Raw genomic sequence first — 16,131 nt, 5'->3', positions numbered from 1 at the left:
AGCCCTCGCAAAATGAGTGACGCTAGAATTAGAAGCGGTAGTGCGAGAAAGCCTTGTTGGCTTCAGCCATACGGTGCACGTCTTCACGCTTCTTAACTGCAGCACCTTTACCTTCGGCGGCGTCCAACAGTTCGCCAGCCAAACGCAGAGCCATAGACTTCTCGCCGCGCTTGCGAGCGAAGTCTACCAACCAGCGCATTGCCAGAGCGTTACGACGGGAAGGACGAACCTCGACCGGAACCTGGTAAGTAGCACCACCAACGCGGCGCGACTTCACTTCGACCAGCGGAGCGATGGCGTCGAGTGCTTTTTCGAAGAGTTCCAGGGGATCGGTGCCGGCCTTACGAGCCTTCACGGTATCCAGGGCACCATAAACGATACGCTCGGCAACGGCTTTCTTGCCGCTTTCCATTACGTGGTTCATGAATTTGGCGAGGATTTGGCTTCCGTATTTCGGATCGTCCAGAATCTCACGCTTGGCTGCTACGCGACGTCTTGGCATTGATAAGCCCTCAAACGGTCTTCAGGTTAGCCCGGGACAGATCCAGTGGATACGTGCCCGACCTTACTCTTATCGACTCAATAAAATGAATAACTGCAAAACGGCCGATTACTTCGGACGCTTGGTACCGTACTTCGAACGACCCTGGTTACGACCTTTAACACCGGAAGTATCCAACGAACCGCGAACGGTGTGGTAACGAACACCTGGCAAGTCTTTTACACGACCGCCGCGGATCAGTACCACGCTGTGCTCTTGCAGGTTGTGGCCTTCACCACCGATGTACGAGGAAACCTCGAAACCGTTGGTCAGACGCACACGGCATACTTTACGCAGTGCCGAGTTAGGTTTTTTCGGCGTGGTGGTGTACACACGGGTGCACACGCCACGGCGTTGCGGGCAGTTCTGCAGCGCAGGCACGTCGGATTTCTCGACGATACGCTTACGCGGCTGACGTACCAGCTGGTTGATAGTTGCCATCTACTAGCTCCACTGTTGTCTTGCGACGCTATTGTCTTGCAAGAAAAGCAAAATGGCAGGAACGAGTTCCCGCCAAATTTAGGGGTACAAGAGTCTAAAGAGGATCTTGCCCCCAGTCAAGGCAAGGCCCCGCCCTCCCCGCCCATCCAATCTCGACAATTTGTCTCGATTCGATGAACGGAGTGACCAGGGCCTCACACTCATTTACCGCAGAACTCAGTTACCGCTCGAGTTCAGCGCTTCGGTCAGTGCAGCTTCCACTTCACTGGCGCTTACGCGCAACGGTTTGTCTGCATCACGGCGACGCTTACGCTCGCTGTGATAAGCCAGACCGGTACCAGCCGGGATCAGACGACCCACGACCACGTTTTCTTTCAGGCCGCGCAGGTAATCGCGCTTGCCGGTTACCGCCGCTTCGGTCAGTACGCGGGTGGTTTCCTGGAAGGAAGCCGCCGAGATGAACGATTCGGTGGACAACGACGCCTTGGTGATACCCAGCAGTACACGAGTGAACTTGGAGACAAACTTGTCTTCAGTCGCCAGGCGCTCGTTCTCTACCAGTACGTGAGTCAGTTCCATCTGGTCGCCCTTGATGAAACTGGAATCGCCGGATTCAGCGATTTCAACTTTACGCAGCATCTGACGCAGGATGGTCTCGATGTGCTTGTCGTTGATCTTCACGCCTTGCAGACGGTAAACGTCCTGGATCTCGTTAACGATGTACTTGGCCAGCGCACTCACACCCAGCAGACGCAGGATGTCGTGTGGATCGCTCGGACCGTCGGAGATAACTTCGCCGCGGTTTACCTGTTCGCCTTCGAACACGTTCAGGTGACGCCACTTCGGAATCAGCTCTTCGTACGGATCGCTACCGTCGTTCGGGGTAATGACCAGACGGCGCTTGCCCTTGGTCTCTTTACCGAACGCGATGGTGCCGCTGACTTCAGCCAGAATCGACGCTTCTTTCGGACGACGGGCTTCGAACAGGTCGGCAACACGCGGCAGACCACCGGTGATGTCACGGGTCTTCGAAGTTTCTTGCGGAATACGAGCGATAACATCACCGATCGCAATCTTCGCACCGTCCGCTACACCGACCAGGGCGTTGGCTGGCAGGAAGTACTGAGCGATAACGTCAGTGCCTGGCAGCAACAGATCCTTGCCGTTGTCGTCGACCATCTTAACGGCTGGACGGATGTCCTTACCGGCAGCTGGACGATCTTTGGCGTCGAGTACTTCAATGTTGGTCATACCGGTCAATTCGTCAGTCTGACGCTTGATCGTGATGCCTTCTTCCATGCCCACGTAGGTCACGGTACCTTTCATTTCGGTAACGATCGGGTGAGTGTGCGGATCCCACTTGGCCACGATGGCGCCAGCGTCGACCTTGTCACCTTCTTTGACCGAAATCACGGCACCGTACGGCAGCTTGTAACGCTCACGCTCACGACCGAAGTCATCAGCGATGGCCAGCTCACCGGAACGGGACACGGCAACCAGGTGACCGTCCACTCGCTCTACGTGCTTCAGGTTGTGCAGACGGACGGTACCGCCATTCTTCACCTGAACGCTGTCGGCTGCGGAGGTCCGGCTTGCCGCACCACCGATGTGGAACGTACGCATCGTCAGCTGGGTACCCGGCTCACCGATGGACTGGGCAGCGATAACGCCAACCGCTTCACCAATGTTCACCTGGTGACCACGAGCCAGGTCACGGCCGTAGCACTTGGCGCAAATGCCGTAGCGGGTTTCGCAGCTGATCGGCGAACGCACGATCACTTCGTCGATGCTGTTCAGCTCGATGAACTCGACCCACTTCTCGTCTACCAGGGTGCCAGCAGGAACGATGACGTCCTCGGTACCCGGCTTGAATACGTCACGGGCAATAACACGACCCAATACGCGCTCACCCAATGGCTCTACAACGTCACCGCCTTCAATGTGCGGAGTCATCAGCAGACCGTGTTCGGTGCCGCAATCGATCTCGGTTACAACCAGATCCTGCGCCACGTCTACCAGACGACGAGTCAGGTAGCCCGAGTTCGCCGTTTTCAACGCGGTATCCGCCAGACCTTTACGAGCACCGTGAGTGGAGATGAAGTACTGAAGTACGCTCAAACCTTCACGGAAGTTCGCAGTAATCGGCGTTTCAATGATGGAGCCATCCGGCTTGGCCATCAGGCCACGCATACCGGCGAGCTGACGAATCTGTGCTGCGGAACCCCGCGCACCCGAGTCGGCCATCATGTACATCGAGTTGAACGATTCCTGGTCGACTTCGACGCCATGGCGGTCGATGACTTTCTCTTTCGAGAGGTTGGCCATCATCGCCTTGGAAACTTCGTCGTTCGCCTTGGACCAAAGGTCGATCACTTTGTTGTACTTCTCGCCCTGGGTTACCAGGCCGGAGGCGTACTGGCTCTCGATCTCTTTCACTTCGTCGGTGGCTGCACCGATGATGCGGGCTTTTTCATCCGGGATAACGAAGTCGTTAACACCGATGGAAACGCCGGAGATGGTCGAATAGGCAAAACCGGTGTACATCAACTGGTCAGCGAAGATAACGGTCTCTTTCAGACCAACCACGCGGTAGCACTGGTTGATCAGCTTGGAGATCGCCTTTTTCTTCATCGGCAGGTTGACGACGTCGTACGACAGACCTTTTGGCACAACCTGGAACAACAGCGCACGGCCGACAGTGGTGTCGACGATACGGGTGTTGGTCACGCTGCCGCCGTCACGGTCGTTGACGGTTTCGTTGATCCGGACTTTAACCTTGGCGTGCAGTGCGGCTTCGCCGGCACGGAACACACGGTCAACTTCCTGCAGATCCGCGAATACACGACCTTCGCCCTTGGCGTTGATCGCTTCACGCGTCATGTAGTACAGACCCAATACAACGTCCTGCGACGGAACGATGATTGGCTCACCGTTGGCTGGCGACAGAATGTTGTTGGTCGACATCATCAACGCACGCGCTTCCAGCTGGGCTTCCAGCGTCAGCGGTACGTGCACGGCCATTTGGTCGCCGTCGAAGTCGGCGTTGTACGCGGCGCAGACCAGCGGGTGCAGCTGGATAGCCTTACCTTCGATCAGTACCGGTTCAAACGCCTGGATACCCAGACGGTGAAGGGTCGGTGCACGGTTGAGAAGAACCGGGTGTTCGCGAATCACTTCAGCGAGAACGTCCCAAACCTCCGGCAGCTCGCGCTCGACCATCTTCTTGGCAGCTTTGATGGTGGTCGCGAGACCACGCATTTCCAGCTTGCCGAAAATGAACGGCTTGAACAGCTCGAGAGCCATCTTCTTCGGCAGACCGCACTGGTGCAGACGCAGGGTCGGACCTACGGTAATTACCGAACGACCGGAGTAGTCAACACGCTTACCGAGCAAGTTCTGACGGAAACGACCCTGCTTACCCTTGATCATGTCAGCCAGGGATTTCAGAGGACGCTTGTTGGAACCTGTGATAGCGCGACCACGACGACCGTTGTCGAGCAATGCGTCGACGGCTTCCTGCAACATACGCTTTTCGTTGCGCACGATGATGTCCGGAGCGGACAGATCCAGCAGGCGCTTCAAACGGTTGTTACGGTTGATCACTCGACGATACAGATCGTTGAGGTCGGAAGTCGCGAAACGACCGCCATCCAGCGGGACCAGTGGACGCAGATCTGGCGGCAGAACCGGCAGAACGGTCAGCACCATCCACTCTGGCAGGTTGCCGGAACCCTGGAAGGCTTCCATCAACTTCAGACGCTTGGACAGCTTCTTGATCTTGGTTTCGGAGTTGGTTTGCGGAATTTCTTCACGCAGACGGCCAATCTCGTGTTCCAGGTCGATAGCGTGCAGCAGTTCGCGGACAGCTTCGGCACCCATGCGGGCATCGAAATCGTCGCCGAACTCTTCCAGCGCTTCGAAGTACTGCTCGTCGTTCAGCAGCTGACCTTTTTCAAGGGTGGTCATGCCTGGGTCGATAACGACGTAGCTCTCGAAGTAGAGAACGCGTTCGATATCACGCAGGGTCATGTCCATCAGCAAGCCGATACGGGACGGCAGCGATTTCAGGAACCAGATGTGGGCAACCGGCGAGGCCAGTTCGATGTGCGCCATGCGCTCACGACGAACTTTTGCCAGCGCGACTTCAACGCCGCACTTCTCGCAGATCACACCGCGGTGCTTCAAGCGCTTGTACTTACCGCACAGGCACTCGTAATCCTTTACCGGGCCAAAGATCTTGGCGCAGAACAGGCCGTCACGCTCAGGTTTGAACGTACGGTAGTTGATGGTTTCCGGCTTTTTAACTTCACCGAACGACCACGAACGGATCATCTCAGGCGATGCCAATCCGATACGGATGGCGTCGAACTCTTCGACTTGACCCTGGTTTTTCAGCAAATTCAGTAGGTCTTTCAAGGCCTTTCCTCCTGGCGGAGCAGAGAGCGGGCAATCCTGCCCCGCTCTCGATTCGCGTCACGTGTTATTCGGTTTCCAGATCGATATCGATGCCGAGGGAACGAATTTCCTTGATCAACACGTTGAAGGACTCGGGCATGCCCGGCTCCATACGGTGATCGCCATCCACGATGTTTTTGTACATCTTGGTACGGCCGTTCACATCGTCCGACTTCACTGTGAGCATTTCTTGCAGAGTGTAAGCGGCACCGTATGCTTCCAGTGCCCAGACCTCCATCTCCCCGAAACGCTGACCACCGAACTGCGCCTTACCACCCAGCGGCTGCTGGGTAACCAGGCTGTACGAACCGGTAGAACGCGCGTGCATCTTGTCGTCTACCAAGTGGTTCAGCTTCAGCATGTACATGTAGCCAACGGTGACCGGGCGCTCGAACTTGTTGCCGGTACGGCCGTCGGTCAGCTGCATCTGGCCGCTTTCTGGCAAGTCCGCCAGTTTCAGCATGGCCTTGATTTCGCTTTCCTTGGCACCGTCGAACACCGGAGTGGCCATCGGCACGCCGCCGCGCAGGTTTTGAGCCAGGTCCAGGATTTCCTGGTCCGAGAAGTCATCGAGGCTTTCCTGACGACCGCCGATCTCGTTGTAGATCTCGTGCAGGAATTTACGCAGCTCGGCAACTTTACGCTGCTCTTCGATCATGCGGTTGATCTTCTCGCCCAGACCTTTGGCCGCGAGGCCCAGGTGGGTTTCGAGGATCTGACCAACGTTCATACGCGAAGGTACGCCCAACGGGTTGAGGACGACGTCGACCGGGGTGCCATTGGCATCGTGCGGCATGTCTTCAACCGGCATGATCACGGAGACCACACCCTTGTTACCGTGACGACCGGCCATCTTGTCGCCCGGCTGGATGCGACGACGGATTGCCAGGTAGACCTTGACGATTTTCAGCACGCCTGGAGCCAGGTCATCGCCTTGCTGCAGTTTGCGCTTCTTGTCTTCGAACTTGTCGTCCAGCAGACGGCGACGATCAACGATGTAGGCCTGAGCCTTCTCGAGCTGCTCGTTCAGAGCATCTTCAGCCATGCGCAGTTTGAACCACTGGCCGTGTTCAAGACCGTCGAGAACTTCGTCGGTGATGTCCTGGCCTTTCTTCAGACCGGCGCCGCCTTCGGCTTTGTGGCCGACCAGAGCGGAACGCAGACGTTCGAAAGTAGCACCTTCAACGATACGGAACTCTTCGTTCAGGTCCTTGCGGATCTCGTCCAGCTGGGACTTCTCGATCGACAGTGCACGAGCATCACGCTCAACGCCGTCACGGGTGAAGACCTGTACGTCGATGACAGTACCTTTGGTACCGGTAGGCACACGCAGGGAGGTGTCTTTAACGTCGCTGGCTTTTTCACCGAAGATCGCACGCAGCAGTTTTTCTTCCGGAGTCAGCTGGGTCTCGCCTTTCGGAGTGACCTTACCCACCAGGATGTCGCCAGCGCCAACTTCAGCACCTACGTAAACGATACCGGCTTCGTCCAGCTTGTTCAGTGCAGCTTCACCCACGTTCGGGATGTCTGCAGTGATTTCCTCTGGGCCAAGCTTGGTGTCACGCGCCACACAGGTCAGTTCCTGAATGTGGATCGTGGTGAAGCGGTCTTCCTGAACCACACGCTCGGACAGGCAGATGGAGTCTTCGAAGTTGAAGCCGTTCCATGCCATGAACGCGATGCGCATGTTCTGACCCAGAGCCAGTTCACCCATGTCGGTGGACGGACCGTCGGCCATGATGTCGCTGCGCTGAACCCGATCACCCTTACGCACCAGCGGACGCTGGTTGATGCAGGTGTTCTGGTTGGAGCGGGTGTATTTGGTCAGGTTGTAGATGTCGACACCGGCTTCACCGGTTTCAACTTCGTCATCGGCAACACGAACCACGATTCGGCTGGCGTCGACGGAGTCGATCACGCCGCCACGACGAGCCACGACGCATACGCCGGAGTCACGGGCTACGTTACGCTCCATGCCGGTACCTACCAGCGGCTTGTCAGCGCGCAGGGTCGGTACAGCTTGACGCTGCATGTTCGAACCCATCAACGCACGGTTGGCGTCGTCGTGCTCGAGGAACGGAATCAGCGACGCAGCAACCGAAACTACCTGCTTCGGCGATACGTCCATCAAGGTGACGTCTTCCGGCGCCTTGACGGTGAATTCGTTCAAGTGACGAACAGCTACCAGCTCGTCGATCAGGACTTTCTTGTCGTTCATCGTGGCCGAAGCCTGAGCGATCACGTGATCAGCTTCTTCGATGGCGGACAGGAACACGATCTCGTCGGTGACCAGAGCGTCTTTCACCACGCGGTACGGGCTCTCGAGGAAGCCGTACTGGTTGGTGCGCGCATAAGCGGCCAGGGAGTTGATCAGACCGATGTTCGGACCTTCCGGCGTTTCAATCGGGCATACACGACCGTAGTGAGTCGGGTGTACGTCACGAACTTCAAAGCCGGCACGCTCACGAGTCAGACCGCCAGGGCCGAGTGCAGAAACACGGCGCTTGTGGGTGATCTCGGACAGCGGGTTGTTCTGGTCCATGAACTGGGACAGCTGGCTGGAACCGAAGAACTCTTTCACTGCCGCAGCCACTGGCTTGGCGTTGATCAGGTCTTGCGGCATCAGGCCTTCGCTTTCAGCCATCGACAGACGCTCTTTGACCGCACGCTCAACACGTACCAGGCCAACGCGGAACTGGTTCTCGGCCATTTCGCCTACGCAGCGAACACGACGGTTACCCAGGTGGTCGATGTCATCGACGATGCCTTTACCGTTACGGATGTCGACCAGGGTCTTCAGTACCGCGACGATGTCTTCCTTGCACAGCACGCCCGAACCTTCGATCTCGGTGCGACCGATACGACGGTTGAACTTCATCCGGCCGACCGCAGACAGGTCATAGCGCTCAGGGCTGAAGAACAGGTTGTTGAACAGGGTCTCGGCAGCGTCCTTGGTTGGCGGCTCGCCAGGACGCATCATGCGATAGATCTCGACCAGTGCTTCCAGTTGGTTGCTGGTGGAGTCGATCTTCAAGGTGTCGGAGACGAACGGACCGCAGTCGATATCGTTGGTGTACAGAGTTTCGATGCGAACAACGCCGGCCTTGGCGATTTTTGCCAGGATCTCGGTGTTCAGCTCGGTGTTGCACTCTGCCAGGATTTCGCCGGTAGCCGGATGCACGATGACCTTGGCGGTTGTGCGGCCCAGGACGTAGTCGAGAGGCACATCCAGCTCTTTGATCCCGGCTTTTTCCAGCTGGTTGATGTGGCGAGCGGTGATACGACGACCCTGCTCGACAATAACCTTGCCTTTGTCATCCTGAATATCGAGGACAGCGATTTCACCGCGCAGGCGCTGAGGCACCAGTTCCAGGCTCAGGGTCTCGCCCTTCACGTGGAATACGTTGGTGGTGTAGAACGCGTCCAGCACTTCTTCGGTGGTATAGCCGAGCGCGCGCAGCAGTACCGATGCAGGCAGCTTGCGACGACGGTCGATACGCACGAATACGCAGTCTTTCGGGTCGAACTCGAAGTCCAGCCACGAACCGCGGTAAGGAATGATGCGCGCGGAGTACAGCAGTTTACCGGAGCTGTGCGTCTTGCCACGGTCGTGGTCGAAGAACACGCCCGGGGAACGGTGCAGCTGGGAAACGATTACACGCTCGGTACCGTTGATTACGAAGGTACCGTTTTCAGTCATCAGGGGGATTTCACCCATGTAGACTTCTTGCTCTTTGATGTCCTTGATCGCTTTGTTCGACGATTCTTTGTCGAAAATGATCAGGCGCACTTTTACCCGCAAAGGTACGGCGTAAGTTACACCGCGCAATACGCATTCTTTGACATCAAATGCCGGTTCGCCCAGACGATATCCGACGTACTCCAGCGCAGCATTGCCGGAGTAGCTGATGATCGGGAAAACGGATTTGAAGGCCGCATGCAGGCCCACGTCGCGGAACTGATCTTTAGTCGCTCCCGCTTGCAAGAATTCACGATACGAATCCAGCTGGATGGCCAGGAGGTACGGCACATCCATGACGTCCGGCAACTTGCTAAAGTCCTTGCGGATACGTTTTTTCTCAGTATATGAGTAAGCCATCAGCGTTCCCCAGCTTGGTCACCTGCTTGTTTGGCCCCTCCCGACGGGAGCAGCCAGAAAATCGTGCAAACCCCATGGTTTGCGCCACCGCATCGGGTGGTTACAGCACGTTATCGGCACCGACCCAGTCGGCTGCCAATAACGGAAAAAGGCCGGTGGCAAGAGCCACCAGCCATCAGCCTGTCGCTTAACGCTCGGGCTGGAGGAGCAAAGTCGATGCTTACTTCAGCTCGACTTTAGCGCCTGCTTCTTCCAGAGCTGCTTTGGCTTTGTCAGCTGCATCTTTGGCAACAGCTTCCAGAACCATGGCAGGTGCGCCGTCAACTACAGCCTTGGCTTCTTTCAAGCCCAGACCGGTCAGTTCACGTACAGCCTTGATCACGTTAACTTTCTTCTCGCCAGCTTCGGTCAGCATGACGTTGAATTCGGTTTGCTCTTCAGCAACGGCAGCAGCAACAGCTGGACCAGCCGATGCAGCAGCAGCGGTAACACCGAATTTTTCTTCGAAAGCTTTGATCAGCTCAACAACTTCCATTACGGACATGTTGCCAACTGCTTCAAGGATATCGTTCTGAGAGATAGACATGAATCTAATTCCTGATATTGGGGACGGCCTACGCGACCATCGAAAAAAACAAAAAACGCGAGAAGTTGACGAGCCTTAGGCTGCAGCAGCTTCTTTCTGGTCGCGAATTGCCGCCAGAGTACGAGCCAACTTGCTGGTAGCGCCTTGAATCACGCTCATCAGCTGAGAAATTGCTTCGTCACGGGTCGGCAGAGTTGCCAGTACGTCGATTTGGTTAGCTGCGAGGAACTTGCCCTCGAACGCAGCTGCCTTGATCTCGAACTTGTCCTGACCCTTTGCGAATTCCTTGAAGATCCGGGCAGCAGCGCCTGGATGTTCCTTGGAGAACGCAATCAGGGTAGGGCCGGTGAACACGTCGTTGAGGACACTGAATTCAGTGTCAGCAACAGCGCGCTTGAGCAGGGTGTTACGTACAACACGTACGTAAACGCCAGCTTCACGAGCCTCTTTACGGAGTCCGGTCATCGCGCCTACTGTTACGCCACGGGCATCAGCCACGACAGCGGACAGAGCGACTTTGGCAGCCTCGTTGACTTCAGCGACGATGGCCTTCTTGTCTTCGAGTTTAATTGCCACGGGTTTAACTCCTGCTTGTTACCGTTTCATCTGGTCGAAACCGGATGTCGTTTTGGTGTCTGATTCGGTAAGGAACCGGGAGCACCATCTGCGTAGGCTTGTGGTTTAAGACTTGCGTCGCCTACGGTCTTGGATAGCCCCCGCCAGGCAGGGACCCCAATTTTTCAATTGGCGCAATCGCTTGCACCAATTTGTGTCTTACGCGTCGAGCGAGCTCTGGTCGATAACCAGACCTGGGCCCATAGTGGTGCTCAGGGTAACGCGCTTGACGTAGATGCCTTTCGAGGAAGCTGGCTTGATACGCTTCAGATCAGCGATCAGGGCTTCAACGTTTTCCTTCAACTTGACGGCGTCGAAGCCGATCTTGCCAACGGAAGTGTGGATGATGCCGTTTTTGTCGGTGCGATAACGAACCTGACCAGCCTTGGCGTTTTTAACCGCGGTAGCTACGTCTGGAGTTACGGTGCCGACTTTAGGGTTAGGCATCAGGCCACGTGGACCGAGGATCTGACCCAACTGACCTACAACGCGCATTGCATCCGGGGATGCGATCACTACGTCATAGTTCAGGTCGCCGCCTTTCATTTCGGCAGCCAGGTCGTCCATGCCTACACGGTCAGCGCCGGCAGCCAGAGCGGCTTCAGCAGCTGGACCCTGGGTGAACACAGCAACGCGAACGGTCTTGCCAGTGCCGTGTGGCAGCACGGTAGCGCTACGAACGACCTGGTCGGATTTACGCGGGTCAACGCCCAAGTTTACAGCTACGTCGAACGACTCGCTGAACTTGACAGTCGACAGCTCGGCCAGCAGGGCAGCAGCGTCTACAAAGTTGTAGGCCTTGCCTGCTTCGATTTTGCCGGCGATAGCCTTTTGACGCTTGGTCAGCTTAGCCATTACACACCCTCCACGTTAAGGCCCATGCTACGAGCAGAACCGGCGATGGTACGCACGGCTGCTTCCATATCAGCTGCAGTCAGATCCGCGTTTTTGGTTTTCGCGATTTCTTCCAGCTGAGCACGAGTTACGGTGCCAACCTTAACGGTGTTCGGACGAGCGGAACCGCTGGTCAGACCGGCCGCCTTCTTCAGCAGAACCGAAGCAGGGGTGGATTTGGTTTCGAAAGTGAAGCTACGGTCGCTGTAGACAGTGATGATCACTGGAGTCGGCAGACCTGGCTCAAGACCCTGGGTACGGGCGTTGAAAGCCTTGCAGAATTCCATGATGTTCACGCCGTGCTGACCCAGAGCAGGACCAACAGGTGGGCTCGGGTTAGCCTGAGCGGCCTTCACTTGCAGCTTGATGTAAGCGGTAATCTTCTTGGCCATGAGGCACTCCAATTACGGGTTCGAACGCCTCGAGAGGCTCCCCGGTTACTTGCGCGTTTATCCCAGTGACGACAAAACCCCACAGCCTACGGCTGCGGGGTTGGGATTGTTGCTCAGCTAGACCTTTTCGACCTGGCTGAACTCGAGCTCCACCGGAGTAGAGCGACCGAAAATGAGCACTGCGACCTGAATCCGGCTCTTTTCGTAGTTAACTTCTTCAACAACACCGGTAAAGTCCGCGAATGGACCGTCATTGACACGTACCGACTCGCCCGGCTCGAACAACGTCTTCGGCTTCGGCTTGTCGCTACCGTCAGCAACGCGGCGCAGAATCGCTTCTGCTTCCTTATCGGTGATCGGTGCAGGCTTGTCGGCGGTACCGCCAATGAAACCCATCACCCGAGGAGTATCCTTGACCAAGTGCCAAGTACCCTCATTCATATCCATCTGCACCAGCACGTAGCCAGGGAAGAATTTGCGTTCGCTTTTGCGTTTCTGGCCATTACGCATTTCAACCACTTCTTCAGTGGGAACCAGAATTTCGCCGAAGCCGTCTTCCATACCGGCCAGCTTTACGCGCTCGATCAGCGAGCGCATTACATGCTTCTCGTAACCGGAGTAAGCATGCACAACATACCAACGCTTAGCCACGGGACACCCTTAGCCGACAATCAAGGAAACAAGCCAGCCGAGCAGGGAATCAAGCCCCCACAACAGCAACGCCATAACCAGAACAACAGCCACCACAATCAGGGTGGTCTGCGTGGTTTCTTGGCGAGTTGGCCAAACGACTTTACGAATCTCGGTGCGAGCTTCCTTAACCAGTACAAAGAAAGACTTGCCCTTGGCCGTCTGCAGGCCTACAAAGGCAGCTACAGCAGCAATGGCAAGCAATGCGAGTACGCGGTACAGGATCGGCGAAGCAGAAAAGTACTGATTGCCAACAACGCCAACAACCACCAGAGCGACTACTACAAGCCACTTGAGGAGGTCGAAACGAGAGCCTTGAGCTTCAGCTTTAGGAGTCATCTATGAAGATCCTGTGAAAAGAAAGCCAGACACACCAGGTGAATCTGGCAGGTCAGGAGGGAATCGAACCCCCAACCTACGGTTTTGGAGACCGTCGCTCTGCCAATTGAGCTACTGACCTAAAACAAAATCAGGCCGACCATTATGCCGACCCGAAAAAGACTTTACAACACTTACCAGGCAATCCCGACTGCAACACCAGCATCTGAGACACCGGCAACCCCGAAAACACAACGAGGCGCAACCACAACCACCTAAAACAAAGGCAGATATTTTCATATCTGCCTTGTTATATGGAGCTCTTGAGCGGATTTGAACCGCTGACCTCACCCTTACCAAGGGTGTGCTCTACCAACTGAGCTACAAGAGCGTAACACTGTGCAAAACCTGTAAACTTGGAGCGGGTAGCGGGAATCGAACCCGCATCATCAGCTTGGAAGGCTGAGGTTCTACCACTAAACTATACCCGCGAGGCTTACAGCTCTCGCTAAAAATGGTGGAGGGGGAAGGATTCGAACCTTCGAAGTCGTAGACGTCAGATTTACAGTCTGATCCCTTTGGCCGCTCGGGAACCCCTCCTAAGCGAGCCGGCATTCTACATCATGCCAGCCTTCTGTCAAGCATTTTCTCAATTAAATCTTGAGGTTAGCTGCGTTGACCTCGCTTCACATCGCTAACCGTTTCCGGTGTTCGCTGTGGAGCGGGCGCCATTCTATGCAAACTACTCAGTGGGCGCAACCCCCTCGCACGGCATTATTTTATGTTTTAACTCATTGAATTCTTTAGAAAGGTTTTGCAGCTGCAGATCGTCCAGCCAACGCCGGCTTTCCGGCGCAATACGCACCCAATACCCTGCGCTTTCCGAGCCTCTGGGCAGGGATTGGTATTTGACCTCCATCCCGCTCAACCGCCGCTCAACCGCCTGCGCGGCGTCCTGGCGCGTATATCCCCCCAGATAAAGGCAGCCATTGTCTGGCGAGACAGCTTTAGCCTTGTCTTTGGAGGCGTCACCCGCCTCGCTCAACAGGCGTATATCCTGCTGAGACCCGCGATACAGACTCAAAGGCGTGACATCCTTCGCGCGCAGTGGAGCCTCTTGTTGATGCCAGATGTAGTAAAAGCCATTGAGGACAAGCAGCAGCAGAAACAACCAACGCATAAAAACCTCAGGACAAGGGACAGGCCATGGCCAATCCGACAAACACCAAGTCCGGAACCACCCTGGCCCGAGGCACGACCTCAGAAACCAGGCTCGCATCCCCCCCGGTGAGGAATACGACAAAGTTCTCACCCCAGTAGCTGCGCGCCAACTCGAGCTGAGTCATTACGAAGCCGCGCAACATCAGCAAACAACCACGCTCGACAGCCTCGACAGTCGCACGACCCGGGACAAGACTCTCCAGAGCCTGCTCCGCCGCCAGATCTCCGTAACGAATTTTGCGCGTATGGGTACGCAACTGGTTGCGCATCAACGGCATGCCCGGACAGATGAAACCACCCAGGTGCTCTCCATCAGAAGCGATAAAGTCCGCAGTCACGGCCGTACCGAAGTCGAGCACCAGGCACGCACCTGAAGCCAGATGAAAGCCTCCAAGCATTGCAAGCCAGCGATCCAGACCCAGCCGCTCAAACTCTTCATAACCGTTGCGTACGCCTGACATTTCGCGAGCAGGCGCCGCGCAAACTATCGGCACATCAAAGGTATCCTTCAGCAATGACGTCAGCGCACCGGTCTCTTCCGCCGTCCTGACGCTCACCAGCCGGCAAAAAGTGAGGGCAAGCCCCTTGAGCTCCCCCAACCCCTCAAGCAATGCGAGATTGGAATCGACAACCCCCTCACCAAGCACCTGCCCGGCATTCGCCGCAAGCACGCGCCACTTGATGAAACTATTCCCACAATCGAGCTCAAGAATCATCACGCAACCTCAGGCTCAACTCACCACCACTGAAGACTTTCTCCACACCATCCACCTTCAGGCGCAGTGCACCTTGGCCATCAATACCAAGCACTTCACCATCAATTTGATTGACACCGGCAATCAACGACACGCTTCGCCCTTGCCACAGGTGATTTTGCTCCCACTCCGACTGTATGGCCAAAAAACCACCCGCTTGATGACGAGCCAGGTATCGCTGCAGCATCTCCCCCAACATGGCGACCAATTGGTTGCGATCAAACAACTTGCCCGATTCGAGCCGCATGGATGTCCATTGCTGGTCCACCTCGTCAGCGGACTGCATGTTCACATTGATTCCCACCCCCAGAACCACGTGGCACACATCAGCAGGGTCACCGACCAGCTCGAGCAATATTCCTGCGATCTTTTTCTGACCCACCAGAACATCGTTGGGCCACTTCAATCCAGCGGCTGCAATACCCAGCTCACGCAACGTCTGCAAAACAGCGAGCCCGACGACGAGACTCAACCCCTCCAACTGGCGCATGCCACCATCAATGCGCAGTACCAGGCTGTAATAGACGTTTTCAGCGAAGGGACTGACCCATTTGCGACCCCGTCGCCCGCGCCCGGCCGTCTGCCGCTCCGAGAGCACAAGAAAGGGCGCAGCCTGCCCCCGCTCTATGGCACGCAGCGCCTCGGCGTTCGTAGAATCGATTGAGTCGTAAACCTGGACGGGCCAGTCGCAGGAAATCGCCCGAGCAGTGATCTCCGAAGGATCGAGCAGCGCCAATGGCGCGGACAATTGATAGCCGCGCCCACGAACTTTATGAATGGACAATCCCAGCTCAGCTTCTAAATGCTGAAGCTGCTTCCACACGGCGCTACGACTGACGCCCAGGGCAGCACCCAATGCTTCACCCGAATGGAATCGGCCATCTTTAAGAAGCTTTAACAACGTCAGCATGCAGGTCTCGCCTCACAATGAGGCCCGCATGATAGCTACGCGCCGAGCTATTGCATAGAAATCCAGTAGCCGTGACTTTTCTGCGGACAAAAACAAAACCCCAACTGCTTTCGCAATTGGGGTTTCGGAATTTAATCTTGACGATGACCTACTCTCACATGGGGAAACCCCACACTACCATCGGCGATGCATCGTTTCACTTCTGAGTTCGGGA

The 16,131-nt window shown here is 56.1% G+C and carries 13 protein-coding genes and 4 tRNA genes; all 17 read right to left on the bottom strand.

Annotated elements, in window-relative coordinates; translation table 11 throughout:
• Positions 1-28: 28 nt before the first annotated feature.
• Positions 29-502 (bottom strand): 30S ribosomal protein S7, encoded by a 474-nt coding sequence (rpsG, locus tag KW846_RS27525; RefSeq protein WP_007970418.1) that lies wholly within the window; start codon positions 500-502, stop codon positions 29-31.
• Positions 503-610: 108 nt separating this feature from the next.
• Complete coding sequence (gene rpsL / locus KW846_RS27520) at positions 611-982, bottom strand: 30S ribosomal protein S12 (RefSeq protein ID WP_003186084.1); 372 nt, start codon at positions 980-982, stop codon at positions 611-613.
• A 216-nt stretch (positions 983-1,198) separates the two neighbouring features.
• A complete protein-coding gene (gene rpoC, locus KW846_RS27515) occupies positions 1,199-5,398 on the bottom strand; it encodes a DNA-directed RNA polymerase subunit beta' (protein WP_007970416.1) in 4,200 nt (1,399 codons plus the stop codon).
• 64 nt (positions 5,399-5,462) lie between these two features.
• Complete coding sequence (gene rpoB / locus KW846_RS27510) at positions 5,463-9,536, bottom strand: DNA-directed RNA polymerase subunit beta (protein ID WP_007970415.1); 4,074 nt, start codon at positions 9,534-9,536, stop codon at positions 5,463-5,465.
• A gap of 220 nt (positions 9,537-9,756) precedes the next feature.
• Entirely contained in the window at positions 9,757-10,122 is a 366-nt protein-coding gene (gene rplL, locus KW846_RS27505) for a 50S ribosomal protein L7/L12 (protein WP_007970414.1), read from the bottom strand.
• A 75-nt stretch (positions 10,123-10,197) separates the two neighbouring features.
• Complete coding sequence (gene rplJ / locus KW846_RS27500; RefSeq protein ID WP_007970413.1) at positions 10,198-10,698, bottom strand: 50S ribosomal protein L10; 501 nt, start codon at positions 10,696-10,698, stop codon at positions 10,198-10,200.
• Positions 10,699-10,896: 198 nt separating this feature from the next.
• Positions 10,897-11,592 (bottom strand): 50S ribosomal protein L1, encoded by a 696-nt coding sequence (rplA, locus tag KW846_RS27495; protein ID WP_003186095.1) that lies wholly within the window; start codon positions 11,590-11,592, stop codon positions 10,897-10,899.
• A complete protein-coding gene (gene rplK / locus KW846_RS27490) occupies positions 11,592-12,023 on the bottom strand; it encodes a 50S ribosomal protein L11 (RefSeq protein ID WP_007933726.1) in 432 nt (143 codons plus the stop codon). Before rplK ends, rplA begins: the two co-directional genes overlap by 1 nt.
• A gap of 117 nt (positions 12,024-12,140) precedes the next feature.
• Positions 12,141-12,674, bottom strand: coding sequence for a transcription termination/antitermination protein NusG (gene nusG / locus KW846_RS27485; protein WP_007984405.1), 534 nt, complete (start codon positions 12,672-12,674; stop codon positions 12,141-12,143).
• A gap of 9 nt (positions 12,675-12,683) precedes the next feature.
• Complete coding sequence (secE, locus tag KW846_RS27480) at positions 12,684-13,052, bottom strand: preprotein translocase subunit SecE (protein WP_102673697.1); 369 nt, start codon at positions 13,050-13,052, stop codon at positions 12,684-12,686.
• A 45-nt stretch (positions 13,053-13,097) separates the two neighbouring features.
• Positions 13,098-13,173 (bottom strand) — tRNA-Trp (locus tag KW846_RS27475).
• Between the two features lie 173 nt (positions 13,174-13,346).
• A tRNA-Thr gene (locus KW846_RS27470) sits at positions 13,347-13,422 on the bottom strand.
• A 26-nt stretch (positions 13,423-13,448) separates the two neighbouring features.
• A tRNA-Gly gene (locus tag KW846_RS27465) sits at positions 13,449-13,522 on the bottom strand.
• 24 nt (positions 13,523-13,546) lie between these two features.
• Positions 13,547-13,631 (bottom strand) — tRNA-Tyr (locus KW846_RS27460).
• A gap of 142 nt (positions 13,632-13,773) precedes the next feature.
• The gene (locus tag KW846_RS27455; RefSeq protein WP_116582923.1) at positions 13,774-14,211 is read right to left on the bottom strand and encodes a hypothetical protein; all 438 of its coding nucleotides are present in this window, start codon (positions 14,209-14,211) and stop codon (positions 13,774-13,776) included.
• A gap of 7 nt (positions 14,212-14,218) precedes the next feature.
• Positions 14,219-14,968 (bottom strand): pantothenate kinase, encoded by a 750-nt coding sequence (locus KW846_RS27450; protein WP_116582924.1) that lies wholly within the window; start codon positions 14,966-14,968, stop codon positions 14,219-14,221.
• The gene (birA, locus tag KW846_RS27445; protein WP_116582925.1) at positions 14,958-15,917 is read right to left on the bottom strand and encodes a bifunctional biotin--[acetyl-CoA-carboxylase] ligase/biotin operon repressor BirA; all 960 of its coding nucleotides are present in this window, start codon (positions 15,915-15,917) and stop codon (positions 14,958-14,960) included. The genes KW846_RS27450 and birA overlap by 11 nt, the downstream gene beginning before the upstream one ends.
• Between the last annotated feature and the right edge of the window lie 214 nt (positions 15,918-16,131).

It is taken from the genome of Pseudomonas sp. PDM32, assembly GCF_019219225.1.
Lineage (GTDB): Bacteria > Pseudomonadota > Gammaproteobacteria > Pseudomonadales > Pseudomonadaceae > Aquipseudomonas > Aquipseudomonas laurylsulfatiphila.
Note: the sequence above shows the minus strand (reverse complement) of the source record. Positions and strands in the feature narration are given on the sequence as shown.